The 25,104-nt window shown below is 64.5% G+C and carries 26 protein-coding genes; 14 read left to right on the top strand and 12 right to left on the bottom strand.

Annotated features, from left to right (window positions below):
• The first annotated feature begins 33 nt into the window (after positions 1-33).
• Both ACVWYP_RS32405 and ACVWYP_RS32410 read left to right on the top strand, forming a co-directional pair.
• Entirely contained in the window at positions 34-921 is an 888-nt protein-coding gene (locus ACVWYP_RS32405; protein ID WP_304496127.1) for a hypothetical protein, read from the top strand.
• Positions 922-973: 52 nt separating this feature from the next.
• The gene (locus tag ACVWYP_RS32410; RefSeq protein WP_304496128.1) at positions 974-2,125 is read left to right on the top strand and encodes an aminotransferase class V-fold PLP-dependent enzyme; all 1,152 of its coding nucleotides are present in this window, start codon (positions 974-976) and stop codon (positions 2,123-2,125) included.
• Here ACVWYP_RS32410 and ACVWYP_RS32415 read toward each other — a convergent pair.
• The 5 genes from ACVWYP_RS32415 to ACVWYP_RS32435 form a co-directional block, all read right to left on the bottom strand.
• Complete coding sequence (locus ACVWYP_RS32415; RefSeq protein WP_304496129.1) at positions 2,122-3,366, bottom strand: YbfB/YjiJ family MFS transporter; 1,245 nt, start codon at positions 3,364-3,366, stop codon at positions 2,122-2,124. The genes ACVWYP_RS32410 and ACVWYP_RS32415 overlap by 4 nt on opposite strands.
• A 122-nt stretch (positions 3,367-3,488) precedes the next feature.
• Positions 3,489-3,737 carry a tautomerase family protein gene (locus ACVWYP_RS32420; protein ID WP_137480105.1) on the bottom strand — a complete coding sequence of 83 codons (249 nt, stop codon included), beginning with the start codon at positions 3,735-3,737 and terminating at the stop codon, positions 3,489-3,491.
• Between the two features lie 23 nt (positions 3,738-3,760).
• Positions 3,761-4,471, bottom strand: a complete 711-nt coding sequence (locus ACVWYP_RS32425; RefSeq protein ID WP_028339807.1) for an SDR family NAD(P)-dependent oxidoreductase — start codon at positions 4,469-4,471, stop codon at positions 3,761-3,763.
• 127 nt (positions 4,472-4,598) lie between these two features.
• Positions 4,599-5,540, bottom strand: coding sequence for a LysR family transcriptional regulator (locus ACVWYP_RS32430; RefSeq protein WP_304496130.1), 942 nt, complete (start codon positions 5,538-5,540; stop codon positions 4,599-4,601).
• 25 nt (positions 5,541-5,565) lie between these two features.
• Positions 5,566-5,802, bottom strand: coding sequence for a hypothetical protein (locus tag ACVWYP_RS32435; protein WP_304496131.1), 237 nt, complete (start codon positions 5,800-5,802; stop codon positions 5,566-5,568).
• A gap of 273 nt (positions 5,803-6,075) precedes the next feature.
• On the opposite strand from ACVWYP_RS32435, the gene ACVWYP_RS32440 reads away from it, so the two are divergent.
• Positions 6,076-6,912 carry a glyoxalase superfamily protein gene (locus tag ACVWYP_RS32440; RefSeq protein ID WP_304496132.1) on the top strand — a complete coding sequence of 279 codons (837 nt, stop codon included), beginning with the start codon at positions 6,076-6,078 and terminating at the stop codon, positions 6,910-6,912.
• 12 nt (positions 6,913-6,924) lie between these two features.
• Here the strand turns inward: ACVWYP_RS32440 and ACVWYP_RS32445 are convergent, their stop codons facing one another.
• Positions 6,925-10,752 (bottom strand): tetratricopeptide repeat protein, encoded by a 3,828-nt coding sequence (locus ACVWYP_RS32445; protein ID WP_304496133.1) that lies wholly within the window; start codon positions 10,750-10,752, stop codon positions 6,925-6,927.
• A gap of 187 nt (positions 10,753-10,939) precedes the next feature.
• Here ACVWYP_RS32445 and ACVWYP_RS32450 point away from each other — a divergent pair, with 187 nt between their 5' ends.
• Complete coding sequence (locus ACVWYP_RS32450; protein ID WP_028339802.1) at positions 10,940-11,230, top strand: type II toxin-antitoxin system RelE/ParE family toxin; 291 nt, start codon at positions 10,940-10,942, stop codon at positions 11,228-11,230.
• Between the two features lies 1 nt (position 11,231).
• Positions 11,232-11,522 carry an addiction module antidote protein gene (locus ACVWYP_RS32455; RefSeq protein ID WP_028339801.1) on the top strand — a complete coding sequence of 97 codons (291 nt, stop codon included), beginning with the start codon at positions 11,232-11,234 and terminating at the stop codon, positions 11,520-11,522.
• 93 nt (positions 11,523-11,615) lie between these two features.
• On the opposite strand, the gene ACVWYP_RS32460 is transcribed toward ACVWYP_RS32455, so the two are convergent.
• A complete protein-coding gene (locus tag ACVWYP_RS32460; protein ID WP_304496134.1) occupies positions 11,616-12,458 on the bottom strand; it encodes a c-type cytochrome in 843 nt (280 codons plus the stop codon).
• A 528-nt stretch (positions 12,459-12,986) separates the two neighbouring features.
• Between ACVWYP_RS32460 and ACVWYP_RS32465 the strand changes: the two genes are divergently transcribed.
• A complete protein-coding gene (locus ACVWYP_RS32465; protein ID WP_304496135.1) occupies positions 12,987-13,433 on the top strand; it encodes an SgcJ/EcaC family oxidoreductase in 447 nt (148 codons plus the stop codon).
• 130 nt (positions 13,434-13,563) lie between these two features.
• On the opposite strand, the gene ACVWYP_RS32470 is transcribed toward ACVWYP_RS32465, so the two are convergent.
• Entirely contained in the window at positions 13,564-14,781 is a 1,218-nt protein-coding gene (locus ACVWYP_RS32470; protein WP_304496136.1) for a glycosyltransferase family 87 protein, read from the bottom strand.
• Positions 14,782-15,293: 512 nt separating this feature from the next.
• On the opposite strand from ACVWYP_RS32470, the gene ACVWYP_RS32475 reads away from it, so the two are divergent.
• Positions 15,294-16,514: a glycosyltransferase family 87 protein gene (locus tag ACVWYP_RS32475; protein WP_304496137.1), complete on the top strand. Its 1,221-nt coding sequence runs from the start codon at positions 15,294-15,296 to the stop codon at positions 16,512-16,514.
• 39 nt (positions 16,515-16,553) lie between these two features.
• Here ACVWYP_RS32475 and ACVWYP_RS32480 read toward each other — a convergent pair whose 3' ends face one another.
• The 4 genes from ACVWYP_RS32480 to fliL are packed head-to-tail and all read right to left on the bottom strand — an operon-like array spanning position 16,554 to position 19,542.
• Positions 16,554-17,366 carry a MotE family protein gene (locus ACVWYP_RS32480; RefSeq protein ID WP_304496139.1) on the bottom strand — a complete coding sequence of 271 codons (813 nt, stop codon included), beginning with the start codon at positions 17,364-17,366 and terminating at the stop codon, positions 16,554-16,556.
• Positions 17,363-17,836: a DUF6468 domain-containing protein gene (locus ACVWYP_RS32485; protein ID WP_304496140.1), complete on the bottom strand. Its 474-nt coding sequence runs from the start codon at positions 17,834-17,836 to the stop codon at positions 17,363-17,365. The genes ACVWYP_RS32480 and ACVWYP_RS32485 overlap by 4 nt, the downstream gene beginning before the upstream one ends.
• Positions 17,833-19,035 carry a flagellar motor switch protein FliM gene (gene fliM, locus ACVWYP_RS32490; RefSeq protein ID WP_028339794.1) on the bottom strand — a complete coding sequence of 401 codons (1,203 nt, stop codon included), beginning with the start codon at positions 19,033-19,035 and terminating at the stop codon, positions 17,833-17,835. The genes ACVWYP_RS32485 and fliM overlap by 4 nt, the downstream gene beginning before the upstream one ends.
• An 18-nt stretch (positions 19,036-19,053) precedes the next feature.
• Complete coding sequence (gene fliL, locus ACVWYP_RS32495) at positions 19,054-19,542, bottom strand: flagellar basal body-associated protein FliL (protein WP_028339793.1); 489 nt, start codon at positions 19,540-19,542, stop codon at positions 19,054-19,056.
• Between the two features lie 382 nt (positions 19,543-19,924).
• Here fliL and flgF point away from each other — a divergent pair, with 382 nt between their 5' ends.
• The 7 genes from flgF to ACVWYP_RS32530 all read left to right on the top strand — a co-directional run bounded on the left by flgF (position 19,925) and on the right by ACVWYP_RS32530 (position 24,987).
• Positions 19,925-20,689: a flagellar basal-body rod protein FlgF gene (gene flgF, locus ACVWYP_RS32500; RefSeq protein ID WP_304496141.1), complete on the top strand. Its 765-nt coding sequence runs from the start codon at positions 19,925-19,927 to the stop codon at positions 20,687-20,689.
• Between the two features lie 17 nt (positions 20,690-20,706).
• Positions 20,707-21,495: a flagellar basal-body rod protein FlgG gene (gene flgG, locus ACVWYP_RS32505; protein ID WP_028337173.1), complete on the top strand. Its 789-nt coding sequence runs from the start codon at positions 20,707-20,709 to the stop codon at positions 21,493-21,495.
• Positions 21,496-21,497: 2 nt separating this feature from the next.
• Positions 21,498-22,553, top strand: a complete 1,056-nt coding sequence (gene flgA / locus ACVWYP_RS32510; protein WP_304496142.1) for a flagellar basal body P-ring formation chaperone FlgA — start codon at positions 21,498-21,500, stop codon at positions 22,551-22,553.
• A 5-nt stretch (positions 22,554-22,558) separates the two neighbouring features.
• On the top strand, positions 22,559-23,311 hold the full coding sequence (flgH, locus tag ACVWYP_RS32515; RefSeq protein ID WP_304496143.1) for a flagellar basal body L-ring protein FlgH: 753 nt from the start codon (positions 22,559-22,561) through the stop codon (positions 23,309-23,311).
• A 327-nt stretch (positions 23,312-23,638) separates the two neighbouring features.
• A complete protein-coding gene (locus ACVWYP_RS32520) occupies positions 23,639-24,073 on the top strand; it encodes a hypothetical protein (protein WP_304496144.1) in 435 nt (144 codons plus the stop codon).
• 96 nt (positions 24,074-24,169) lie between these two features.
• Positions 24,170-24,463 carry a hypothetical protein gene (locus ACVWYP_RS32525; RefSeq protein ID WP_026193017.1) on the top strand — a complete coding sequence of 98 codons (294 nt, stop codon included), beginning with the start codon at positions 24,170-24,172 and terminating at the stop codon, positions 24,461-24,463.
• A 203-nt stretch (positions 24,464-24,666) separates the two neighbouring features.
• Positions 24,667-24,987: a hypothetical protein gene (locus ACVWYP_RS32530; RefSeq protein ID WP_283070290.1), complete on the top strand. Its 321-nt coding sequence runs from the start codon at positions 24,667-24,669 to the stop codon at positions 24,985-24,987.
• Positions 24,988-25,104: the final 117 nt, after the last annotated feature.

A 25,104-nucleotide genomic window follows, 5' to 3' on the forward strand; every position in this document is an offset into this window, starting at 1 on the left:
TCATGCGCAGCACCGCATCCAGGGAGCCGCGCCGTGCAGCAACCATTCGACCGCGCCGCAGAAGACCTCGGCAACGCCATCCATCTCGAACATGTCAATGTGCAGGTACCCGACCAGCGCCTCGCCGCGCTGTTCTACGTCGCCGGCATCGGGCTGACCCGCGATCCCTATCTGATGGTCTCCGACAGCAACATGTGGGTGAATGCCGGCCGCAGCCAGTTTCATCTGCCGAGCGGCCGGCCGCAGGTGCTGCGCGGCCACACCGGCATCGTGATTGGCGGGCGGCAGGCCCTGCTGCAACGGCTCGCTTCGGTCGCGCCCAAGCTCGAAGGCACCGCGTTCAGTTATCGCGAGCGCAACGATCACGTCGAGGCCACCTGCCCCTGGGGCAACCGGCTACGCTGCTTTGAACCGGACGCCCAACGGTTCGGGCGTATCGCGCTCGGCATGCCCTATGTCGAGTTCGAGGTGCCGCGCGGCACGGCTGAGGCGATCAGCCGGTTCTATCCAGAGATCATGGGCATCCCCGCCAGCGTTGTGAACGGTGACGGCGTCGTCGCGCGCGCAAAAGTCGGCAAGGATCAGTATCTGCAATTCCGCGAGAGCGACGCGGCGCCGGGCGAATTCGACGGCCATCACATCCAGATCTACATCACGGACTTCTCGGGCCCCTATCAGCGGCTGCGCGAGCGCAATCTGGTCTCGCGCGAGGACAATCAATACCAGTACCGCTTCTGCGACATCGTCGATCCGGCCGACGGCCGGCATCTGTTCACCGTCGAGCATGAGGTGCGCAGCGCCACCCACCCGATGTATCTGCGGCCGCTGGTCAACCGCAACCCGGCGCAGACCAACCGCACCTTCGCCAACGGCTACGACCAGGCGCCATGGGCGATGGGGCCGGACCAGTATGACGGCTGAGCGCACACCTCCGCGTCACGCCATCCCTCGCAAATTCCAGCAACGAGACGACATGCTTCCTTCCCAGCGCCATCTGTTCGAGATTCCACGCGAGGTCTGCTACCTGAACTCGGCGTCCTACAGCCCGCTGCCGCTGAAGACGCTCGACGCCGGCCGCGCAGCGGTGGGACGCAAGGGCCAGCCCTGGACGATCGATCCCGGCTTCGCTAGCCGCCAGCATGAGCGCGCCCGGTGCGCGGCGGCCCGTCTGATCAATGCCGCACCCGACGATGTCGCGCTGATCCCCGCGATCAGCTACGGCGTCGCGACGGTGGCGAAGGCGCTGAGCATTCCGCGCGGCACGCGCGTCATCGTGCTGGAGAACGACCATTCCTCGCCGGTGCTGGAATGGCACGCCCGTGCCGAGGCGCAGGGTTTTGTCGTCGACACCGTGCGCCAGCCCGCCGACGGCGACTGGACATCGGCCGTGCTCGGAACGATCGAGCGGCCGGGCGCGCCGCCGGTCGGCCTCGCCTCGATCTCCTCGGTGCACTGGTCGGACGGCGGCATGATCGACGTCGACAAGGTGCAGGCAGCGCTGCGGCAGCATGGCGCGACGTTCGTGATCGACGCGACGCAGAGCGCGGGTGTCGTGGCGATGGACGTGACACGACTCGACCCCGACGCCGTGATGTTTCCGACCTACAAATGGCTGATCGGCCCCTACGGCCGCGCCTTCCTCTACATTGCAAAACGCCACCAGAACGGCGTGCCGCTGGAGCAGACCTCCAGCGGCCGCCGCAACGTGAACTCAGAGAACCCAGTCTATTTCGGCGATCTCGCCTATGTCGACAACGCCACGCGTTACGACATGGGCGAGCGCGATCATTTCATCACGCTGGAGATGGCCTCGATCGGCATGGAGATGATGGCGGAATGGGGCGCCGCTGCCGTCAGCGCGCGGCTCGCGATGCTCAACGAGCGGATCGCCGACGGCGTGCGTGACCTCGGACTCGAGGTGCCGGCGCGCAGCATGCGCGCGCCGCACATCCTGAGCCTCGGCATGGCAGGTGGCATCCCGAAGGAGTTGATCGCGCGGCTCGCCGCGGAGAACATCCATGTCGCGCTGCGGCTTGGCCGGATGCGGATCTCGCCGCACGTTTTCAACGACGAGGCCGATGTCGACCACCTCGTCGCGGTGCTCACGAAAGCGCTGCGCGGCTAGGTAGACTTGTGCCGCAGTCCGACGACGCTGAATAATTCAATCGCCAGCGCGGCGGCCACTCCGGCCGCGCCGATCAGGAACAGCAGCGCATAGTCGCCGCCGCTGTGCGCGAACAGATACGACAGGCCGTAGGCGCCCGCCGCCTGGAACAGCGCGAAGGTCGTGGTGGCCTGCGCCCAGGCTGAACGCTGGCTCGCCGCCGAATGCGGGATCAGCTCGTGGATGCGGCCGATCACCAGCGGCACGATGCCGGGCGTGAAGCCGCCGACGATCAGGCTCGACACGATCAGCGCAGCAGGCGAATTCGTCACGGCGGGCAATGCGACCGCAACGGCCTCGACCAGGAACGCCGCGCGCAGCGCCGCGGCGAAGCCGGCGCGATCGGCGAGGTGTCCCGTGAGCAACGGTCCGACCACGGCGCCGATGCCGTACAGCACCCAGTAATGCGATCCCGCCGCGATCCCCTGCTCGAGCCCGCGCGCGACGAAATCGACCAGGAACACCATGTGCGGCACCAGCGCCAGCGCGTTGAGGCCGTATTCCAGGCACAGCCCGATCACCAGCGGCGAGCGCACACCGTGCGACGCGACGGGCTGCTCCGTCACATTACGCGCGGCAGGAGCTTCGGCGGGCCACGCCTTCCAGCTGATCAGTGTCAGCACCGCCGACAACACGCCAAGACCGTACCAGGCCTGCTTGACGCCCTGCTGCAGCAACAGCGGCACCAGCGTGCCGGACGCAGCAACGCCGAGGCCAACGCCGGCGAAGATCACGCCGCCGATCAAGCCGCGCTTGCTGGGTGCGGTATGCGGCAGGATTGCCGTTGCCGCCAGCACCATGATCACGCCGCCGCTGACGCCGGCGAGAAAGCGAAAACCGAAGAACCAGATGAAGGAGATCGGCACCGCGCAGGCAAAGCAGGTGATGGCGGCCAGCACCATCATGCCGCGCAGCGCCCACACCGAGCCGATGCGCGCGCCGAGATCGCGGGCGATCAACGCGCCGGCGAGATAGCCGGCAAGGTTGGCGGCACCGAGATAGACCGCTTCCGCCGGCGTGAACCACTTTGCGGCGATCAAAGCCGGGATCAGCGGTGTATACGCGAAGCGCGCCAGTCCGAGCCCGACCAGCGAGGCGCAGAGCCCCGCGGCCGCGGACAGCCACAGCGGCCCGCCTGCATCCCGGTGCGGCTCGGCGTGATGATGGCGCCTGTCATGATCGACATTGGCTGACATGGACATCGCAGTAGGCGCTCCGGCCGTTCGTGAAAAATGATTAGTTGCGATCGCAGCAATCGTTCACGGCGATCGCGGCGCACCGCTCCCGATCGGGAGAGGTGCTCGGTTCGATGTGATGAAAGCCGTCAGCGGGAAGATGCCGCCGCAGAAGCAGCGAGCTTCTTGCGATAGTCGAGCGCGGGCAGCCCGCCCCAGCCCCAATTGTCGGTGTCGACTTCCTCAATGATGACGAAGGTCGACTCCATGGGCTTGCCGAGCACGTCGCGCAGCAGCTCGCTGGCGCCCTTGATCAGTGCGGCTTTCTGCTCCGGCGTGGTGGACGACGCACCCGGCGCCGTCCCCTCACGCGTGACCTGGATGGTGACGATAGGCATGGCACTCCTCCGCATCACACTCGTCAGTGGCCGGCGCTTTGGCCGCCGTCGACATGCAGGATCTCGCCGGTGACGAACCCCGCGCCTTCCAGGAACAGCACGGCGTCGACGATGTCCTTGGCTTCACCCATGCGTCCGACGGGATGCTGCTTGGCGAGGAAGTCGTGCGTCGCGGGTGCGTGCATCGGTGTCTTGATCACACCGGGCGAGACCGCGTTCACGCGGATGCCCTTGGCGGCATATTCGATCGCGAGCGACTTGGTGGCGGCGTTCAGGCCGCCCTTGGTCAGCGAGGCCAGCACCGAGGGAACGTTGCTGTTGGCGTGATCGACGAGGCTGGTCGTGATCTGCACGATGTGCCCGGATCCCTGCTTCTCCATCTCCCTGGCGGCGCGCCGGGTGATGTAGAAGAAGCCGTTGAGATTGGTCGCCAGCACCTGCGCGTAGTCCTGGTCGGTGTAGTCGGTGAAGGGCTTGGCAAGGAAGATGCCGGCGTTGTTGACCAGCGTGTCGATGCGGCCGAAGCGCCCGAGCGCCTGCTTAACGATGCGGTCGGCAACTTCGGGATCGCCGATGTCGCCTGCGACGGTCAGAACGTCGCTGTCGGTCGACGGCTTGATGCTGCGGGAATTGGCGACGACGCGCCAGTTGCGGTCGCGATAGCCCTTGACGATGGCCTCGCCGAGGCCCTGCGACGCACCGGTGATGATGGCAACCTTCTGCTCTGCACCCATGATCTCTCTCCATCTGTTGCTGAAGCGACCCAGCGCCGCTTCGATGGAGAGCAAGCTAGATACATCCGCTTTCCGCGCGAATGCCCGCTATTCGGCAGACACTCTTCCGCGGCGCGAACGACCGACATCATCGGGCTTTCGCGCCAGCCTTGCTGGCCTCGCGCGACAGCCGCTCGAAATAGCGCTTCAGCCGCGGCGTCGCGAAATCGACGAAGGCCCGCACCTTGGGCACGTCGAAGCGGCCCTGCGGCGCCAAAAGATACACCGGCAACGGCGGATGCTCGTCCTTGGCAAGCAATATCCGCAGCCGCCCGTCGCGGATTTCCTCGGCGATGTGATACGAGAACAGCCGGGTGACGCCGTGTCCTTCGCTGGCCGAGGCCACCGCCGCGCGCACCGTGTTGACCACCAGCCGCGGCGCGAACTGGACGGCGCGCGCGATCTTCGACTTCGCTGCCGGCGGGAAGCTCCAGGAGTCGAGCCCGAAATGCGTCATCGCGATGATCTGGTGCTTCGCCAGGTCCGCCGGCTCGCTGATCAGCGGATGCTGCGCGAGATAGCCGGGGGATGCCGCGACCACGCGGCGCACCTCGCCGAGCTTGATCGCGATGAAATTGGAATCGGCGAGATGGGCGATGCGCAGCGCGACGTCGATCCCCTCGTCGATCAGATTGACGGTACGATCGAGCATCACGAGCCGCACTGACACGGCCGGATATTGCGTCATGAAGGCATCGAGCACCGGCCGCAGCACGTCCTCGCCGACGACGACAGGCGCGGTGACGGTCAGCGTGCCGCGCGGCACCGACCGCTCGCCGCCGGCCGAGATGTCGGCTTCCTCGAGCTCGGTGAGAATGCGCCGGCACGCCGCCGCATAGCGCTGGCCGGCATCGCTCAGCTTCAGCGAGCGTGTCGTGCGATGTAACAGCTCGGCGCCGACATGATGCTCAAGGAAAGCGATCGCCCGGCTGACCGCCGCCGGCGAGCGCCGCAACTTCCGGCCGGCACCGGCAAGGCTACCCTCGTCGACCGCCGCGACGAAGACTTTCATGGCGTCGATGCGGTCCATCGATCCCCCAGCTTCGCGGTCGCCGTTACTCCGTCACGTCATACTGCTTGCTGAGGTGGTCGCCGATCTGCACCAGCATCGCGACGCATTCGGGATAGCCGGGCCTCGCCACCGTGGCGTCATTGGCGCTGGCGCGAAACTCCCAGCTGTCGCCGTCGCGCAGCACGGAGATGTCGATGCCGTCGGGGCAGTCGGCATGGGCCTTCAACTCGGCCCGCGCCATCTCGATGAGTTCGGCTTCGGTCTTGATCGGCTTGCTCATGTAAGGACGTCCTCCCGGCGCTTTGCAACGGACGCCATGGTTGCCGATTTGACGGCAGGATGTCGAGAGCACGCGTGCGATCACAACCAGTTGCAATTGACAAAATGCTCGTCCCCGGCGAACATTTGGCAGGGTTGATACCACCCGCCGCTTGCACCCCGCCCGGGGACGGTGAATGTATCAAGCCATGTTTCAGGCTTCCTTTGCCCGCACGAACGGGTCAGCAACGCAAGCCCCTGACGCCTTCCGTTCGTCGATGCAAAGGTTGATCCCATGCGCGACTTTCGTGATGCCAAGACCATGGCGCAGACGCTGCGCGAAGCGCTCGGCGCCAAATCGATCCCCCTCACCCACAGTGACAGCCTGGAGCTGATCGCCAAACTGTTCGGCCAGCGCGACTGGAACACGCTGGCGGCGCGAATACAGGCCGCCGGCGGATCTGCCGACGTGCCGGCTCCCGCTCAGCAATCGCCGCCGGACGCGGTGCGGCAAGAGATCGCAGTCGCGACAGCGGCGCTCGATGGCTATGCCGGCTTCTACCAGCTCAGCGAGCAGGCCGTCCTCAGTGTGATGCGCGAGGATCACCACCTGGCTGTACAGCTCACCGGGCAGCGTGCCGTAGCGTTCTTTGCGGAGAGCCAGACCGAGTTTTTCGCCAGGGAGGTCAACGCGCAGATCAGCTTTGTCATCGCGGCTGACGGTCAGGCGACGTCGCTGATCCTGCATCAAAATGGCGACAAGCCGATGCCGCGCATCGACGCTGCAAGCGCGAAGCAGATTGCGGATCGCACCGCGGAGCGTGTGAAGAACCAGTCGCCGGCTCCCGGAACCGAGGCCGCACTCCGCCGCCTGATCGAGCGGGTCGCATCGGGACAGCCCGACTATGCGGACATGACCCCCGCGCTCGCCGCGGCGACCCGCGAGCAATTGCCACACCTGCAGCCTTTCCTCGCCGATCTCGGCGCGATCGAGTCAACACGCTTCCTCGGCGTCGGCGCGCAGGGCGAGGATGTCTACAGTGTGCGACACGCCAATGGCGCCTCGCATTGGCGGATCGCGCTCGACGCCACCGGGATCATTTCCACCGCGTGGGTGTCTGCCGGGCCGTGAGCCCCTGCGCTGCTACGGCGCCGCGCTGGCGCGGCGCTCGCCCTTGATCGCCGGCAGCGCGCTCACCGGCTCGGCCTTTGGCTTGTCAGTCACCGATCCGGTCGCGACCGGATCGGGCAATGGTGCGCGGGCGGTGGCGTCGGGGAAGCGGGTCTTCATCTCGCGGATGAAGCCGTCGAGCGTGTCGACGCTGGCGGCCATTCGCGCGATCTGGGCGAATTCGGCGCTGGACGTCGCGACCGGCTTGCTGGCCGAGTCGAAGGCGAGCTTGTCGGTATCGCCGGACATCAGCGGCGCGTATTTCTCGCGGAACCGGGACAGCCCGATGGCGTCCTCGGCAAGTGCGTAGCCGACCACGGCGCGGATGATGTCGGCCTTCTCGCCCGGGTTGAGCGGGGCGAAGTCGCGCCAGCGGTCGCCATAATAGAGCTCGATCTGCTCGGACGCCTCGCGCCAGTGCCGCGACGCCCAATAGATGTCGGAGCGCAGCCGGATTGCCTCGCGGCCGGTGATGTTCGAGATGATGTCGAGCGCGAGATCGTGCCGGCCGACGTCGCTCTGCGCGCGCGCCTCGAGCAGCAGACGCTGCTGACGCAGTTCGCCGGAGAGATCCGCGATCCGCGTCGAGCGCAGTGCGGCAATGGCGCGGTCGGGCTTGCGGTTCATCAGATAGACCATCGCAAGTCGCGCCGCGACCTGGGCGCGGGCCGCGCCTTCGAGCCGCTTGTCGACCTGGTATTGCAAGAGGTCGGCGGCCTGGTCGAGCAGATCGACGCCGACCAGGCGGTCGGCGAGACGGCGGATCATCTCGTCGCCGCGGCGGCCGATCGGCGTCAGTTCGCGATATTCGTAGAAGGTGCCGAGCGCATCGATCGGCGACATCTCGTCGCCCTTGGGGCCGAGGTAGAGCTGCACGAACAAGGCCGAGGCGGCATCCTGCGCCTGGCGCGATTCCGGCGCGTTCGGCTGCAGCCGGGTCGCGGCACGCGTCACCGCGAAGGCGTCGGCATAGCGCGCCGTCTCGGCGTAGATCTTCGACAGCACGTACAGCGTCTTCAGCTCGATATTGTCGCCGCGCCACAGCATCGACAACAGTTCGAGTTCCTTCAGCACATCGTCGCGGCCGATCTCGCCGCGCTTCTGCTTGAGCAGCGTCTCCAGCAACCTGCCTTCGGCGGCGGCCTGGCGATCGGCCGAATTGGCGGCGAAGCGATAGGCGTCGAGCGCATCCTTCTCCTGACCGAGCGCCTCGGCGAGCCGGCCGCGCAGCACCGCAACCGCGGGCTTCAGCTCGCCGGGAACGCCGACCACGTCGAGATCGCTCTTGCGCCGCGCGGCGCCGGCATAGTCCTTGACCTCGAGCGAGGCCTTCATCGAGTCCATGGTGACGATGCGCTGCAAATCGGGCGGCAGCGTCGCCACCGCGAATTCGGCGTTCTTGAACTTCTCGCGCGCCTCGGCCCATTTGCCCTCGCGGGCGAAGGCGAGCCCCTTCCACAATTGGGAATCGTAGCCGTTGCCGATCACCGGATTGGCGAGATCCTTCAGGCCCTGCGCCGGGTGGCCGATCAGGATGCTGGCGACCGCGTGCACCATCACCACCGACGCCGTCTCGCTGCCGCGCTTGCTCTCGGACAGGATCAGATTGGCGACACCATGGGCTTCCTGGTACATGCCGCGCGCCATGTAGAAGTCGGCGAGATCGAGCCGTGCCTGCGGCAGCTGCTCGGCATTGGCCGACGCGGCCGCCGCAATCAGGCCGTCGAGCTGCTTGAGGAAAGTCTCCGACTGGTTCTTGCGCCACTCGTCGGGATCGAACAACGGCTTCACCGCCGCGGTCGCACGCTCGGCGGCGACGTCGGCCGATGACAGCGTCAGGCCCCCCGGCCGGCCCAGCATCACCTTGTCGGCGCCGACCTCGGCCTTGACGTCGTCCGCGTTCGGATGAACCACGACGCCGTGGATCGATTCCAGCAGCGAGAGCTCGACGAAATCCTGCCGCTTGATGATGCCGCGGGTCGGCGGCGGCGCCGTCACCACCCAGAGCGTATCGCCGGCGTCGGGATCGATCAGTCTGTGCAACTGGCCCGGATTGGCGAGCGGCACGCTGACATTGGCGAGCGAGGGCTCCGAGATGTTGCGCACCACGGTGAGCGGCAATGGCGGCTTCTGCACGCGGTCGGCAAAGGTCAGCGTCCAGCTCACGCCGCGCGAGCGGTCGTCGCTTTCGAGCGACGGCATCTGCGGCCGGTTGAGGCGGAACCGCACCGCCTGGCCCTTGTCCAGCGCGATCCGGCTGACATCCGATATCAGCGAGCCGGCCTTGGCGCGGACCGGATCGACGTCGATTGCCTCAGCGGTGTCAAACACCATCCAAACCGTGTCGGCGCGGCGGAACAACGCCGCCGGCGTCGCGCCGGGGAATGAGAACGTCACGCGCAAGCCGTCGCTGTCGCGCTGGGCTTCGACCGCGGGCTTGCCGTCGGCACGGGCCTCGGCAGGCGGCGATGGTGCCGCAGCCGCCTTCGGCGCTTCCGTCGCCGGCGCGGCGGCGGCGACAGCGGGCACCGGCTTCGGCGCGTCGGTCACGGGCGCCGTGTTCTGTTCCGCCGCAGAGCCGGCGCCACCCTCGTGCGGCGGGGTCGGCGCAGCAGCGTTCTCGGCGTTGGCCGCAGGTGCGGCCGCCATTTTCGGCAGCTCCGGATCGGACAGTTCCGATCGGGGCTGCTCCGTTTTGGCGGGCGCGGCCGCCGGTTGCTCGCCCGTGGCTTGCTCGGGTTTGAGCGGCTCGGAGCGCTGCGGTTCGGACTTGGCAGGTTCGGACTTCGCCGGTTCGGGTTTCGCCGGCTCGGTTTTGGACTGTTCGGGCTTGATCTCGATCTTGGCCTGCTGGGCGATGCTTTCCGATGTCACCGGCGCGATCGCCGCGGCGCCTTTGGGTTTGGCGCGCGGCGTCGGCAACAATGAGCTCAGCGAGGGCTTTGCCGCCTGCTGCTCGTTCTGCTGGAAGGCGACGTCGACAATGTAGTTCTTCTCGTCGCGGAACGAATGCACGTCGACATCGCCAATCAGCGACACGTCGACTGCCGACGTGTCCGTGTCGGCGCGCCCGCTGATCGACGCGACATTTGGCGGGGCGGCGACCTTGGCATCGGCAAGGTCGAAGGTCAGGACCGAATTGAAGGACAGCGTCAACTTCTGCTCGTTCAGCACCGAGGAGACGCTGACCCCGTCGGGCACCTCGAACACGAAGCGGACGAAGGTGGGTTGCACCAGCGCGCGAACGCGCACCGGCGGCTTCTTCCTGGCGGCATCGGCGGCGCGCTGCATTCGCAGCAGGCGCTCGGCGGCGCGGGCCCGCTCGGCAAGCTCGCGGATCACCTCCTGCGGCAGCGACGGCGGCGGGCCGGTCCAGCTGTCGGGCAGGAAGTCGATGAAGATGCGCTCGCCGGCGGTCATGGTGTTGATGCTGACGCGACGCGCCAGCGACAGGCGGATCGCCGAGCCGTCGGGATCGCGGCGCGCGGCGCCGACATAATCCGGCACCGCATCCTGCAGTTTCTCGACGGGGATATCGACCGGGCGTTTGAAGCGGATCACGATGATCGAGCCGGCGGTCGTGACCTCCGACTCGACATCCTCCTTCAGCTTCAGCACTAGCCGGGCATAGCCGTTCGCGGCAGAGAATGTCGCCTCACCCGGCACCGCGTCTTCGGCCCGCGCCGCAGTCCGACAGGTAAGGGTTGTAAGCGCAAGGGCGGTGGCAAGCAGGCACAGACGCGCGGTCCGCGCCCAGGCGCGGCCTAGCGACCATGTTCCAGCGGCAGCGGTTCGCGCCATCTCGAAACGTCTTCTCGGGACCCCAGCCATACCAAGCGCGAAGCGCCCTCGCCCACGCCTCCCGATCTTGGATCGGGCGGCGTTAAGGACCTGTTAACGTCAACGGATTGTTTCGGACCCGGCCGCTGCCACGGAATGGCTGTGTACTATAGTTGACAAATCGACCGCGTCGTGTATGATAATACACATGATCCAGGTCGTTCAGACCGACGCTTTTGCGCACTGGCTCAACTCGCTAGCCGACATGAAAGCGGTCGCCCGGATCGGCGCACGCATCCGGCGTCTCGAACTCGGAAATCCAGGCGATGTTAAATCGGTGGGCGAAGGCGTAAGCGAAATGCGGATCGATTACGGCCCCGGCTACCGGGTGTATTTCACGCGTCGAGGCAAAACCATCGTGCTCCTGCTCTGCGGTGGCGACAAGCGAACCCAAAGCAAGGACGTCAAGGCGGCCCAGAAGATGGTGAAGGAGATTTGAGATGCCGCTCAAGACGACCAAGTTCGACATCAAGGATCATCTGAAGACGCTAGAGCAGCAGATCGCCTATCTCGAAGCGGCGCTGGAAGAGGACGATCCCTCGTTCATCGCGACAGCTATCGGCGACATCGCCAGAGCTCGCGGCGTATCGCAGTTTTCACGCGAAACTGGCTTAAGCCGCGAAGTGATCTACAAGTCATTCCGGCCCGGCGGCAATCCGACTATTGAAACCCTGAACAAGGCGACAAAAGCGCTCGGTTTGAAGCTGAAGCTTGTTCCGAGCGCCGCCTAGCTGCACAGATAGCGGTGCGCGCTATCCTGGCAGAATTGGAGTCAGCCAGGAGCCCGCTGCCCGGCTGTGACTGGACGGGATTTGTAACGAGGCTTACTCCGCGCTGCCGGGTACCGTGCGCAAATACGCCACGATGGCATCGAGGTCATCGGGACTGATCCGGGCGTAGTAGTGGTATCCCATCGGTCGACCGAGACGGCTGCCATCGCGGCTGACACCTTCGGTGATCGCACGTTTGATCTCATCGTCGCTCCAGGTGCCGATCCCATTGGTCTTGTTCTGCGTGATGTTGCGTGAAACCGAGATTCCCCACGGCCCGGAAAATTTGACGCCACCGGCGCCAAGGCTGCTTTTGTATTCTCGTCCCCTCGGTCCAATCGGCGTATGGCACGCCATGCAATGCGCGATCGTGACGAGGTAGAATCCCTTCTGCACCTTGTCGCTCATCATCGGTTCGGCGAACGCGTTCTCGCCGCCCGGCGGAACGTTCTCGACTTGAGGCACCTTGTAGATCGGATCGGGCACCTTGTTGTGGACCGGCGTGATCGTACGCAAATATGCGACGACCGCGTCGAGATCATTTTCCGTCAGGATGTGATAGAAGCTGGTCGGCATGACCATCGCGGTATGCACGCCCTTTGGGGTTTGCCCGGTTCGCAGCAGTTTCTTGATATCGGCATCGCTCCAGTTTCCGATGCCTGTTTCCTTGTCTTGCGTGATGTTGGCGGCATGCACCGTGAAGGGAGGCTCGTCCCAGTATCCTCCACCCGAAAACGCCTTCTCCGAAACGTCGCCGTTCGGTCCCTTGGGCGTGTGGCAATTGCCGCAAGCCAGAATGCCGTTGACGAGGTAATCGCCCCGTTTGACCAGGTCGGATTGGGCCCATGCCAGATTGGTGGTGGCGATGACGACAAGCATCATGAACAGGCTACGCATATTGGTTTCCTCGAAATTTCTTGGTGACTAAAAATTCAATCTCTGATCGGGCGCAGCTTCGCTGCCCGGCACAAATGAGCAATTCAATCAAGCAACTCAGGCCGCGGTCCATGCGACCGCAATCACGGAAGGCTCCAAAACAGCGAAGTCGCGCTCGCCTTCCTCACGCCAATGCTAGACTCGCATCAAGCAATTTGGCAATGTCTGCGATGGCTCTGTTGCAATGGCGTTGGCGGCGTTCGGTGCGGATGTACGCCAAGGGGCCACAAGAAGGGGGCCACAAGCCGCCCTGCTCCGCCTATGTCGGCGAAGGATCGTGACCATCAGGCCGGCGATTTGCGGAAGCCTTGTGCCCGCTGGTCCATTGCACCGGATCGGGGCGACTTGGCGAACTCGGCCGGACGGACATCGAAGCGGCCAAGCCGCCCTGTTGATTGGCAATAATGATTTATCGCAACGCGGAAGCAGCGCTGCTGCCTCACTCGATTTCCGATTGTTCTGCAATAATTTCTTTTGAGAGGATCACCCATGCGAAAGCCACTATCAATTCTTGCTCTTTTAATGAGTGTCTCGATTGCCCAAGCCGATCCGAAGGAGGACGCAGCGCAGCTCGTTGAGCGCTGGAGCAAAGCCTTCGCTGACGCCGACCTTGAAGGTATCGTCAGTTTCTATGCCCCGGAAGCGACCATGATCGGAACGTTCGGCAAGGTCGTCATGACGACGCCGGAGCAAATCCGCAAATACTTCGAAACGACAATCCTCAATTCGCGCCCCAACACCGTGGCGCTGCAAAGCGCGGAGACTCTCCTGATCGACGAGAGGACGGCGGTGCTCGCCGGGTTCGACACCATCTCCGGGGTCATGAAGGATGGCCAGCCTTATAGCAGCCTCGGCCGCGTCACATTCGTGATCGCGAAGCAAGGCCCGGATTGGAAGATTGTCCATCTGCACCGGTCTCCACTCCCGAAAACCTGACGGCAGCCCCGTCAATTCGTCTTCGGCGTGAGCATCTTGGCTTCGATCTTGGGAAGGTCGTCGGTCGAGGCCGATTTGTCGCCGCCGGCGCGGCGATTGGCGACCTAGCGCAAAGTGAGGTGCTCCGAACTCAGACCGCCGCGACCTCTCGCTCGCCATGCGCCGCTTGCCGCGTCTGCGTGCTCTCCCGGACCAGCAACCAACAGAACAGGATGATGACCGGAGAACCAAAAGGCAGCGGCTTCACGACCGACAGTTGATAGAGGACAGGTAGGTAGAAGACCATCGGCGCGAGAAACGTCACGCCAAGCACCATTTTCGACCAGGCCGGAAAGCCGACCTTCAACCATTCGCGGAGCATCCAGGCCAGCGGCAGCGCCATGATGAGCATGTCGTAGAACAGGCAGAACGGCGTAATCAGAAGGCAGGCGAGCACGATGATCGAGCGTTCGGTCGCAGCACTGATCTTCTGACGCAACATCCAGACCAGCACACACGTCATGCCCAGCGCCACGAGGCCGTGAATGATAAAGGCCGTGTTGACGCCGGCCCCGAGCAGGCGCGCCGTCGCGTACACGCTCTGCAGCAATGAAAACTCGACGTCGCCGTTCTCCAGGGCCTGACGGGCCGAGTGAGAGACGTCGAGGAAGTTGCGCCACGTATCCAGGCCGAACAGCAGCGCGGACAGCACGACGAGCGAAATCGACGACAGGCCTGCCCAGATCAGCGTGCGCCAGCGACCTGTGACGATCAGGGCGATCGGCACGGCCAGCGCCAAATGCGGCTTGATCACCATCAGCCCGAGGATCGCGCCCGCGAGCTTCGGCCTCCGGTCCATGATGTTGAGACCGCACCCAAGGATCGATGCCGTCAGAAAGGCGTTCTGCCCTGCCACGGCATTAAGATAGACCGGCGCATAGGCGAGGATCGCGACCAGGCACCAGGGCGTTCGCAAGATACGCCAGATCACCGCGGCGAACGACGCTGCCGTCACACTGATGAATACGAACAGCGAGACGAAATACGGCGCGAGCGCGAGCGGCACGCACAAGAGCAACATCGTCGGCGGATAGAAGAACGCCTCGTAGCCCTCTCGAAGGTATGGAGCTTCCGCGAGCAGATGCAATTCGGGCACATAAACCTCGGCGGGATGCCCGGCCAAGACCTGAAGCGAGGCCGCCCAGAACGTCAGGAAGTCCGAGCCGAGCAGAAAGTTATTCGCGCCATAGCCGCCATCGCGGTAAAATAGCAAAAGCGACCTCGCAAGGGTCAGCACCAGCACAATAGCGACGCCACTCACGTACAATCGGGCGCGCGGCGCGGTGAGCCATGGCATGTCTTTCAGCATCGGCAATTCCTGAAACACCACCTTGAGACATAGCGACTTCAATTCCAGAATGACAAATCGGCTGCAACTTAACGCTACCGGTTAAGGCTACCATAACCCGGGTGCCCGGTGGCGATCGTGCCCATCGGGCAGAGCGCAAAAGATCTCCGCATCCCGCATTGGGATAAGATCGCAATCAGACACCTCTCGGCGTCGATACGCGTTTGGCTTCGCTGAGATCCCGTCGAGCCCGCATGACCGGAGACAGCGAACATCCCCGTCTGCCAGCCGGCACATAGCGCTGCAGCGCCTCCGACTGCACCTTTGTCGTACGTGATGACGATGCCCCTGAAGCCGATGGCGTCGGCTTCCGTCTTTGCATCGAGAGGGTCACCCCCCGATCCACCGGGCATGTGCGGAACCTCTGGCGATTAACCCAACGCCGCATGGAGATCGGCCACTCGCTTGCGCCACCGCCAGTTGCGGTATACAAACGCTTACATTTCAAGCAATTCTTAGTTTCTGGCAGTTTCATGAACGGATTTGGAATGGTGCGCGCCCGTGCGGAGCGCAGCGGATACGACCGTGCATTGGCCATTGCCTGCCTCATCGTGTTGGGCTTTACCCTGTACTGCGTGCTACCGAAAGTCGTTGACGGTACCGGCGCGACCGGGCTCGACTTTTCATGCTTTTGGAGCGCGGGGCAGATGGCTCTCGATGGCCATGCCGCCACCGCCTACGATTGGCCGCGGTTGCGGCAAGCGATCATTCAAATACACCCCAGCTTGAACCAGGCTCCGTTCCCCGTTTACGAGGTGCCGATACCGTTTTTCTACCCGCCGTTTTTTTTCTTTGCGGCGACACTGCTGGCACTGCTGCCGTTTCCGACCGCGTTCTGGATCTGGAGCACCACAAAGCTGCTGTGCTGGGGGCTCGTTGTTTCCGCCATCCGACCGCGCTTCGCCGTACTGCTGCTGGCATTCGCCGTGCCGGCCGTCCTCTACGATTTCATTGTCGGCCAGAGCTCCCTGCTCGCGGCATCGCTGCTCGGCGCCATTCTGCTGACGCTGGACAGGCGTCCGATCGTCAGCGGCTTCCTGATCGCGCTGCTGATCTTCAAGCCGCAATATGGCGTCCTGCTTCCCCTCGTTCTGATCGCTACTGGACGCTGGACCGTCTTCATCACAGCCAGTTTGGTGACACCGGTGCTCTTGCTGCTCACCGGGCTTACCTTCGGCTGGGATACCTTTGAGGGGTTCCGTGAGGCAGCCATCTTCGCGACGACGCAGTTCCATCTCACCGGCACACTGGCTTGGTACAAACTGCAGAGCGTCTACGGTGTGCTTCGGTTTGCCGGCTTGGGCTATGGATCGGCCATGGCATTGCACGTCACAGTCGCTGCGGCAGCCGCCTTGTGGATGCTGATCATATGGCGCCGCAACGTCAGCTTCGCCGTCAAGGCCGCGAGCCTGCTCGTCGCAACGTTGCTCGTCTCTCCCTACTTCGCGATCTACGATACGGCGCTACTGGCTCTCGCGCTCATCTTTCTCATGAACGCGCCCGTGGCCGAACATGGCTCGCTTCTCTCGAATCGCTCCGAACTCCGGATCGGGTTCGGCGTGCTTGTCCTGGCGGGGTTCACCTACCCGGTCGCACTCGTGCCCGTCGGTCCGTTCATGTGCGCGACACTCATCGCGATGATCTGGATGAGATGCAGGCAACCCGGTGCTAAGTCGGATCTGGCTTACGGCTGAGCAGGCCAGCGCCAATTCACGAACTTCCGATAGCTCCGGTCAATTCGTCTTCGGCGTGAGCATCTTGCCTTCGATCTTGGGAAGGTCGTCGGTCGAGGCCGACTTGTCGCCGCCGGCACGGCGGGCGAGTTCGACCGTGAGCCGTTCGGCGGCTTCCGGCTGCATCAGGCCGAGGATGTCGGACATCTTGCGCGGCTGGATCTGCGAGGCGATCTGGTAGAGCACGTTCATTTCCAGACGATCGAACACTTTCGCGGCGTCCTTCGGCTTCATGTTCTCGTACATGGTGACGATGCCCTTGAAACGTGCGGCATCGGCTTCCGCCTTTGCCGCGGCATCGGCATTCGCCTTGGTATCATTGGCCTTGGACTCCTCGACCTTGGCCTCGATGCGCTTCTCGGCGGCCTTCAACAGGCTTTCGCGGATCTCGACCTCGCGCGCGCGCGTCTCCAGTTCCTGGCGGCGCGCCTGCAACCGTTCCAGGATCGCGCGCTCCGATGCCGACACCGGCGCGGGTGCATCCAGATTGACGACAACGCCATCGGGCTTGGACGGCTCCGCGGCCGGTGCGGCCGGCTTCGGCGCCTCGTCCTTCTTGGCCTCCTTGTGCTCGACCGATCCCGTGATGTCGCCGGGATCGCCCTTGATCTTGCTGTCAACCACCGCCTTGCCGGCGCCGGGGAAGTTGAAGTTCTGCTGCGCCCAGGACGGGCCGGCTGCGCCGGCCGGCGGCGTATCGTCGGCAAACACGTAACCGCCATCGAGCACGAGGCCGGCAACCTTCAGCACCATCAGGCCGAAGATCGCGACCAGCACCACGGGCATCACTCTGATGTCACGAAGCAACTTCATGCAGCGAGGCCGCCGGCCCTCCTGCGCTCGGTGAAGGCTTCAGCCGCCGCGGCAACCGCGTGCGCGGCCGAGACCCTGGGCGCCGGCGCCACTGGCGCGGCGGGCGCAGCTGCCTGTGCCGGCGCATGCGCGGGCTCGGACGGCCGCGCGGCCAGCGCGATCTTGGACAGGCGGCGCACCACGTGGTCGCCCTCCGCCAGCTGGCTCTTCAGCAGCCCCGACATCTGGGTCGCGGCATCGAGCTGGTTGCCGAGGTTCTCGTTGACGTCGCGCACCGCGTGCTTCAACCCGCCGATCGCCCGCTCCGCGATCTCGGTCGCGGTGATCAGTTCGGCGATCGTCGCCTTCAGCGAATGCTCGTCGGCCTTCAGCCGCTGCAGGCGCTTGTTGAGCAGCCAGCAATAGCCGATCGTCAGCATCAGCAGCACGGCTACCAGACTCTCGATTGCTAGTCCAAGCACATGACTCATGGTGCCTCCATCATCTTGGTCCGCTCGTCCGCCTTCTCGAACATCGCGAAGGTGGTTTGGGGTTTACGCAAATTCTTGGTGACGCGGATCGCGACGCGATCGCCGACCCGGCCCATGCGCCCTTCCGTCAGGGTGACGTTGCCGCAGCGCACCGAGACCAGCGCGTCGGAGCGGATATCCAGCGGCAGGGTATCGCCGACCTTGAGCTTCATCAGCTCCTTCAGCGGGATATCGGCTTCATAGAGCACCGCATCGACCGAGATCTCGGCCTGCGCCACTTCGGTGGCGAAATGGCCTTCCCAGATCGGATCGCGGCCGAATTTTTCGCCCATGAACATCTGCAACAGCACGTTGCGGATCGGTTCGATGGTGGCGTAGGGCAGCAGCAATTCGACATTGCCGCCGCGGTCTTCCATGTCGATGCGCAGGCGCACCAGGATCGCGGCATTGGCCGGGCGGCTGATCGCGGCAAAGCGCGGGTTGGTCTCGAGCCGGTCGATCGTGAAAGTCACCGGCGACAGCGGCCGGAACGCCTGCTCGGCATCCGACAGCACCACCTCGACCAGGCGCTTGACGAGGTTGGTCTCGATCGTGGTGTAGGGCCGCCCCTCGATCTTGAGCTGGGTCTGGCCGCGGCGGCCGCCGAGCAGCACGTCGATCATCGAATAGATCAGGTTGGAGTCGACCATGGCGAGGCCGAAATTCTCCCACTCCTCCGCCTTGAACACCGAGAGCACCGCGGGCAGCGGGATCGAGTTCATGTAGTCGCCGAAGCGCACCGAGGTGATGCGGTCGAGCGAGACTTCGACGTTGTCGGAGGTGAAATTGCGCAAGCTGGTCGTCATCAACCGCACCAGGCGGTCGAACACGATTTCGAGCATGGGCAGACGCTCGTAGGACACCATCGCGGAATCGATGATGGCGCGAATGCCGGAATGGTCGTCGAGGCTGACGTCGCCGACCGTGAAGCCGAGGAGATTGTCGATCTCCTCCTGCGACAGCACGCGCTCGCCATTGGTGTTCTTGCCGCCGAAGTCGCGGCTGCCGTCCTCGACCATGGCGGCCCATTGCAGCGCCATGTTCTCGGTGAGCTCGTTCTTGGCGGCTTCCGCCGCGGCCGCCTCGGGATCCTCGGAATCGAGCGAGGCTTCCCACTGCGCCGCAATGGCGTCCTGGTCCATCTGGTCGTTGCCGGCCATGGCTTTACATCCACCCCGTCACTGGATCACGACTTCCTTGAACAGCACCGCGTTGACCTGGTTGGGTGCCAGCGCGAGATTGACGCGCTTGGTCAGTTCTTCCTTGAGGCGGAACAGGCCGGCCGAGCCGTTGAGGTCGCTCGGGCGCAGCTCGCGCATGTAGGTCTGGAACAGGTCGGTGACGCGCGGCAGCGCCGGCTTGATCGCCTCGACCTGCTTCTCTTCCTTGACCTCGAGCACGAGCTTCAGCTTGAGATATTGCACGCGCTCGCCGGGCGCGCCGACCAGATTGACCAGCATGTCAGGCACGTCGACGAAGCTCGGCGGCTTCGGCGGCGGCGCTTCGGCGTGCTGCTCCTCGCCGTGGCCGCGCATGAAGAAGAACCAGCCGCCGGCGCCCGCGCCGAGCACGACGAGGAAGCCGACGACGGCAATGATCAGCTTGAGCTTGCCCTTCTTCGGAGCGGCCGCGCCCTCGCCGCTCTCAGTCTTTTCCTCGTCCGCCATCGTCCGCTCGCTTCACCCAGAAGGATGCGAACGCGATTGGCACCAGCCCTGGCTTGAAGACGCGATACAAATGCCGCCGGCGCACACGCGCCCCAATAATGGCAACGCTAGGGTCATAATGGTTAACGGAAGCTTAGGATTTACCATCCACTAGGAAAAAACTGCCGGGCAAACATGGTCAACAAGACCTTTCTGCCGCCCCTTGCGCGCCACGGCCAAACACCTAAGCCGTTCAAATAACACGCTATTTCAAGTTGGCACGGCTTTCGCTGAGAGGACGACGTAACCCGAGGGTTTGGGAGAACCCAATGGTTACCGACGGGTCCGGCGTGAAGGTTTGGGAGAACCTGCATTCGGATCGCCTCACAGGGGAGAACCACCGATGCAGAATACCCTTCTGGTCGGCCTATCGAAGCAGATGGTGCTGGAACGGCAGATGGATGTCGTCTCCAACAACATCGCGAACATGAACACCAACGGCTACAAGGCCGACCGGTCGCTGTTCCAGGAATATCTGTCCTCGAACGCGCATGAGGACAATTTCGCGTCCTCCGACCGCCGCGTCTCCTTCGTGCAGGACCGCGCGACCTTCCACGATTTCTCGCAGGGCCCGACCGAAGAGACCAAGAACCCGCTCGACGTCGCGATCGACGGCAATGCCTTCCTGGTGGTGCAGACGCCGGGTGGCGAGCGCTACACCCGCGAAGGCAGCCTGCAGATCAACAATCGCGGCCAGCTGGTCACCGCCTCGGGCTACCAGGTGCTCGGCACCGCCGGCCCGATCACCTTCCAGCAGACCGACCACGACGTCTCGATCGCCGCCGACGGCAACATCACCGTGCTCGAGGGCACCTCCCGCCTCGACTCGATCCGCGGCAAGCTGCGCCTCGTCTCGTTCGCGCAGGCCCAGCGCCTGCTGAAGGAAGGCTCCAACCTCTACGGGCCGGGCGAAGGCACGCAGGCGCTGCCGGACACCAAGGCGCAGATCCGCCAGGGCTTCATCGAGAAGTCGAACGTCAATTCCGTCGTCGAGATGAGCCGCATGATCGAGATCACGCGGACCTACACCCAAATCGCCTCGCTGCTGCAGCAGCAGAGCGACCTGCACAAATCGGCGATCGAGAAGCTCGCCGACGTGCCGAACTGATCCGGGGGGATTGACCGATGCGCGCACTTTATACAGCTGCGACCGGAATGGCGGCACAGGAACTCAGCGTTCAGGTGATCTCCAACAACATCGCGAACCTGCGCACCACCGGCTACAAGAAGCAGCGCGCCGCGTTCCAGGACCTGATCTACGACCATGTGCGCCGGGTCGGCGCGCAGGCCTCCGACCAGAACACCATCATGCCGATGGGCATCGACCTCGGCGGCGGCGTGAAGACCGTCGGCACGCCGCGCATGATGACCCAGGGCACGCTGTCGCCGACCGGCAACGATCTCGACATCGCGATCCGCGGCGAAGGCTTCTTCAAGATCCTGATGCCGGACGGCACCTTCACCTACACCCGCGACGGCTCGTTCCAGATGGACAACCAGGGCCGCATCGTCAACGCGCAGGGCAATTTGCTGCAGCCGACGATCACGATCCCGCAGAACGCATCCGGCCTCACCATCAATGCGCAGGGCCAGGTCTCGGTGACGCTGCCGGGCCAGACCGCATCGACCAACATCGGCCAGATCGGCCTGACCCGCTTCATCAACAAGGCCGGCCTGATGCCGATCGGCGACAATCTGTTCCAGGAAACGCCGGCCTCCGGCCAGCCGCAGGACGGCACCGCCAACACCGACGGCTATGGCGACATGCAGCAGAGCAACCTCGAACAGGCCAATGTCGAGGTGGTCTCGGAAATCTCCGACTTGATCGCCGCGCAGCGCGCCTATGAGATGAACTCGAAGGTGGTATCCGCCGCCGACCAGATGATGCAGTCGACCTCCAACCTGTTCCGCTGAGGATGATGTCGATGATCGCCCGCTCACTCCTGATCGCAGCCGCGCTTCTTGCAGCCTCGTCGATTTCGGCTGCCGCGCAAAGCCGCCGCGAGACCATCGCGGTGCCGACGCTGCGCGCCAGCATCACGGTCGCCGACGACATCGTGCGGGTCGGCGACCTCATCGACAATGCCGGCAGCGCCGGCAGCGTCGCGGTCTACCGCGCGCCGGACCTCGGCACGACAGGCACGCTGCCGGTCGCGCAGGTGCTGAACGTGTTGCGCTCGCACCAGGTGATCGGCGTCGACACCCGCGAGCTGAAGGAGATCACCGTCACCCGGCTGGCGCGCACCATCGACAGCAAGGAGATCGAGCAGCAGGTGTCGCGCGCGCTGGAGGGCCGCCACGGTCTCGGCAGGGCCGGCAACATCGCGCTGACCTTCGACCGCGATCCCGGCGACATCCGCCTCGAGGCGACCAATACCGGCGTGATGCAGCCGATCGCCGTGCGCTACGACCCGCGCTCGACGCGTTTCGACCTGACCTTCGAGATCGGCAACGACGCCGGCACCGCGCCGTCGAAGCTGCGCTTCACCGGAACCGCGATCGAAACCATCGAGGCCGCCGTGCTGACGCGCAATGTCGAGCGCGGCGACGTGCTGAAGGCCTCCGACGTGATCGTGGAGCGCCGTCCGAAGGCCGAAATCGGCAACGACGCGGCGGTGCGCGACAGCGCCGTCGGCATGCAGGTCCGCCGCCAGCTCCGCCCCGGCCAGGCGCTGCGCGTCGCCGACCTCGCGAAGCCAGATCTCGTCACCCGCGACCAGAATGTCACGCTGGTCTACCGCACCGCCGGCCTCTACCTCACGATCCGCGGCAAGGCGATGGATGGCGGCGCCGAGGGCGACACCGTCAGCGTGATGAATCTGCAGTCCAAGCGTGCCGTCTCCGGCGTCGTCACCGGCCGCGGCGAGGTCTCGATCTCGGTCGCGACCCCGCGCCCGGCACCGACCGCCGACGCCACCGAGTCCAATTCCGCTTCCGTCAAGCTGAGTTCAGTCGCACCAAACGCCGAGTAAAGTTCATGTCCCAGTACCGCATCAACCGCCTCGTCCTGACCGGCGCGCTGTTCGCACTCGGAACGATCGCCAGCGGTTGCTCGTCGATCGACCGTCTCTCCCAGATCGGCGAGCAGCCGAAGCTGACGTCGATCGACAATCCGACCACCCAGCCCGGCTACAAGCCGGTGCAGATGCCGATGCCGAAGCCCGAGGTCGCCTCCTACAGCCCGAATTCGCTGTGGCGCAGCGGCTCCCGCGCCTTCTTCAAGGACCAGCGCGCCGCGCGCGTCGGCGACATCCTGACCGTCACGGTGAACTTCACCGACAAGGCCGCGATCGCCAACGAGACCCAGCGCAGCCGCACCAACTCCGAAGATTCGGGCGTCACCAATTTCCTGGGCTCGCAGACCATCACGCAGCCCAACAAGATCCTGCCCGGCCGCATTCTGACCGCCGACTCAACGGCCTCGAGCGACGGCAAGGGTTCGGTGAACCGCCAGGAAGCGTTGCAGACCAGCGTCGCCGCGGTCGTCACCCAGGTGCTGCCGAACGGCAATCTCGTGGTCGAGGGCAAGCAGGAGATCCGCGTCAACTTCGAAATCCGCGAGCTGATCGTGGCCGGCATCGTGCGCCCGGAGGACATCCAGAGCGACAACACCATCGATTCCTCGAAGATCGCCCAGGCCCGCATCGCCTATGGCGGCCGCGGCCAGATCACCGACGTGCAACAGCCGCGCTACGGCCAACAGGTTCTCGACGTGCTGCTGCCCTTCTAACGGCATGATCCCGCAAAGTGGAAACCGGTTCTCGGAAACGGATCATGCCTAAGTAGGACTTTTACGAGCTCCCACATCTCGTCGCGAACCTAGGCGCGGCGCGGTGTACCAACACGGCCCTCGCTAGCTCCCCTGGCGAGGGCCGTGGCTTTTTGTGACCGGCGGCGTGCGCTTGCGCGATCGTCGCGCATCAGTCCGATACCGCTTCACGAAAGTCGTGCCATCGCCTTGTCGGTTCGTTAACCCTCGCAGCAGCGCACAGTAGAAGTCCCGCCGCTTGCAACGTAGGGAGACGACAACGCAGGGTTTTCTGTTTGTATGACGGTCATGCAAAGAGACGGAAGATATGCGGCGTGGTTTCGGACGCCGCGAGGCGAAGGCACCGGAATAGTCCAGCTCGCAAATGGCAGGATCTCGGGCGGCGACGCCATGTTCACCTATGGCGGCACCTATCAGCTCGATCAGGACCGCTTCACGGCGACGCTGACGACGCACCGCTATGCCGACGGCCCGTTCACCACGGTGTTCGGATGCGACGAGGTCGAGGCGCAGCTGACCGGCTCGTTCAACGGCAACCGGGCGGTGTGCTCGGGCACGGCCAAGCAGGCCCCCGGCGTGCTGTTCGAAGCCACGCTGTTTCTGCAGCAGCAGGAGCCGGAGCCCGCCCCCGGACCAAGGACCACGACAACGCGCGCGGGTGTCGCGAGGCTGCCAAAACTCCCCGACCGGCGCACGACGGTCGTGAGCAGGCGTTTCAGCTAATCCGTCCGCAATCCCGATGGCGTCGCCACCCGGTCCGGCGTACGATCGCGCATGCGCGAAGCGCAGCCCGATCGATGCAGCCGGAAGGAGGAACGCATGTATGCCGCCATCCGTCACGCCAAGGCGAAGACTGGTAGCGCCGAAGAACTCGCGCGCCGGATCAAGGAAGGCGCAATCCCGATCATCAGCGACGTCGAAGGCTTCATGGCCTATTACGTGGTCTATGCCGGCGACGATACGGTCACCGCGATCAGCGTCTTCAACAACCATGCGGGCGCCGAAGAGGCCAACCGCCGCGCGCTGGCCTGGATCGACGACAATCTCGGTCCATTGCTGGTCGGCCAGGCCACCGCGGTTGCGGGTCCAGTGATCGTGCATACCATAGCCTGAAGGCCGCAACCGGGGTTGCGGGTCCAGTGATCGTGCACACCATAGCCTGAAGGCCGCAACCGGCAAACTTCACCGGGCAGAAGCTGCCCGCGGCGCGTCGTGCGCGCATGGCGGCGTCGCGATCCCCTTGAAATCACAGCTGCAACGGATGGCACGCCATTTGCTCCACGATTGCAGCATTGCAATGGGGACTGCGCGCGCAGATGACGTCGATCTCGGGCCTTGGATCGGTCACCGCCAGCATGACGACTGGCACATTGAAGAAACCGCTGACCGCCGACGCCACCGGCGGCAGCTCGCTCGGCGATACCGTCGAACAGAAGTTTCTCAAATACGCGCAGATGAGCCCGATGGACCGGATGCGTGCGAACATCCTCAAAAGCATGGGCATGTCGGAAGAAGACCTCAAGAACATGACGCCGGATCAGCGCGCCGCGGTCGAGCAGAAGATCAAGGAGCTGATCGAGCAGGCGTTCCAGAAGAACGCCGGCAAGGCCGGCCAGGCGGTCGACATCTCGGCCTAGGTTGCTCGTAGCCCGCATGAGCGCTGCGACATCCGGGCATCTGAACATCCCCGGATCGCGGAGGCTATCATTGGGCGCGCGTTGGATTGACCGCTTTTTGCATAGCCAACCATCGAA

It is taken from the genome of Bradyrhizobium sp. USDA 3262 (assembly GCF_054060035.1).

Coding starts and splice junctions, on each gene's coding strand:
- ACVWYP_RS32410 (WP_304496128.1), top strand. CDS start 974: ATGCTTCCTTCCCAGCGCCATCTGTTCGAGATTCCACGCGAGGTCTGC.
- ACVWYP_RS32415 (WP_304496129.1), bottom strand. CDS start 3,366: ATGTCCATGTCAGCCAATGTCGATCATGACAGGCGCCATCATCACGCC.
- ACVWYP_RS32420 (WP_137480105.1), bottom strand. CDS start 3,737: ATGCCTATCGTCACCATCCAGGTCACGCGTGAGGGGACGGCGCCGGGT.
- ACVWYP_RS32425 (WP_028339807.1), bottom strand. CDS start 4,471: ATGGGTGCAGAGCAGAAGGTTGCCATCATCACCGGTGCGTCGCAGGGC.
- ACVWYP_RS32430 (WP_304496130.1), bottom strand. CDS start 5,540: ATGGACCGCATCGACGCCATGAAAGTCTTCGTCGCGGCGGTCGACGAG.
- ACVWYP_RS32435 (WP_304496131.1), bottom strand. CDS start 5,802: ATGAGCAAGCCGATCAAGACCGAAGCCGAACTCATCGAGATGGCGCGG.
- ACVWYP_RS32440 (WP_304496132.1), top strand. CDS start 6,076: ATGCGCGACTTTCGTGATGCCAAGACCATGGCGCAGACGCTGCGCGAA.
- ACVWYP_RS32445 (WP_304496133.1), bottom strand. CDS start 10,752: ATGGCGCGAACCGCTGCCGCTGGAACATGGTCGCTAGGCCGCGCCTGG.
- ACVWYP_RS32450 (WP_028339802.1), top strand. CDS start 10,940: ATGATCCAGGTCGTTCAGACCGACGCTTTTGCGCACTGGCTCAACTCG.
- ACVWYP_RS32455 (WP_028339801.1), top strand. CDS start 11,232: ATGCCGCTCAAGACGACCAAGTTCGACATCAAGGATCATCTGAAGACG.
- ACVWYP_RS32460 (WP_304496134.1), bottom strand. CDS start 12,458: ATGCGTAGCCTGTTCATGATGCTTGTCGTCATCGCCACCACCAATCTG.
- ACVWYP_RS32465 (WP_304496135.1), top strand. CDS start 12,987: ATGCGAAAGCCACTATCAATTCTTGCTCTTTTAATGAGTGTCTCGATT.
- ACVWYP_RS32470 (WP_304496136.1), bottom strand. CDS start 14,781: ATGCTGAAAGACATGCCATGGCTCACCGCGCCGCGCGCCCGATTGTAC.
- ACVWYP_RS32475 (WP_304496137.1), top strand. CDS start 15,294: ATGAACGGATTTGGAATGGTGCGCGCCCGTGCGGAGCGCAGCGGATAC.
- ACVWYP_RS32480 (WP_304496139.1), bottom strand. CDS start 17,366: ATGAAGTTGCTTCGTGACATCAGAGTGATGCCCGTGGTGCTGGTCGCG.
- ACVWYP_RS32485 (WP_304496140.1), bottom strand. CDS start 17,836: ATGAGTCATGTGCTTGGACTAGCAATCGAGAGTCTGGTAGCCGTGCTG.
- fliM (WP_028339794.1), bottom strand. CDS start 19,035: ATGGCCGGCAACGACCAGATGGACCAGGACGCCATTGCGGCGCAGTGG.
- fliL (WP_028339793.1), bottom strand. CDS start 19,542: ATGGCGGACGAGGAAAAGACTGAGAGCGGCGAGGGCGCGGCCGCTCCG.
- flgF (WP_304496141.1), top strand. CDS start 19,925: ATGCAGAATACCCTTCTGGTCGGCCTATCGAAGCAGATGGTGCTGGAA.
- flgG (WP_028337173.1), top strand. CDS start 20,707: ATGCGCGCACTTTATACAGCTGCGACCGGAATGGCGGCACAGGAACTC.
- flgA (WP_304496142.1), top strand. CDS start 21,498: ATGATGTCGATGATCGCCCGCTCACTCCTGATCGCAGCCGCGCTTCTT.
- flgH (WP_304496143.1), top strand. CDS start 22,559: ATGTCCCAGTACCGCATCAACCGCCTCGTCCTGACCGGCGCGCTGTTC.
- ACVWYP_RS32520 (WP_304496144.1), top strand. CDS start 23,639: ATGCAAAGAGACGGAAGATATGCGGCGTGGTTTCGGACGCCGCGAGGC.
- ACVWYP_RS32525 (WP_026193017.1), top strand. CDS start 24,170: ATGTATGCCGCCATCCGTCACGCCAAGGCGAAGACTGGTAGCGCCGAA.
- ACVWYP_RS32530 (WP_283070290.1), top strand. CDS start 24,667: ATGACGTCGATCTCGGGCCTTGGATCGGTCACCGCCAGCATGACGACT.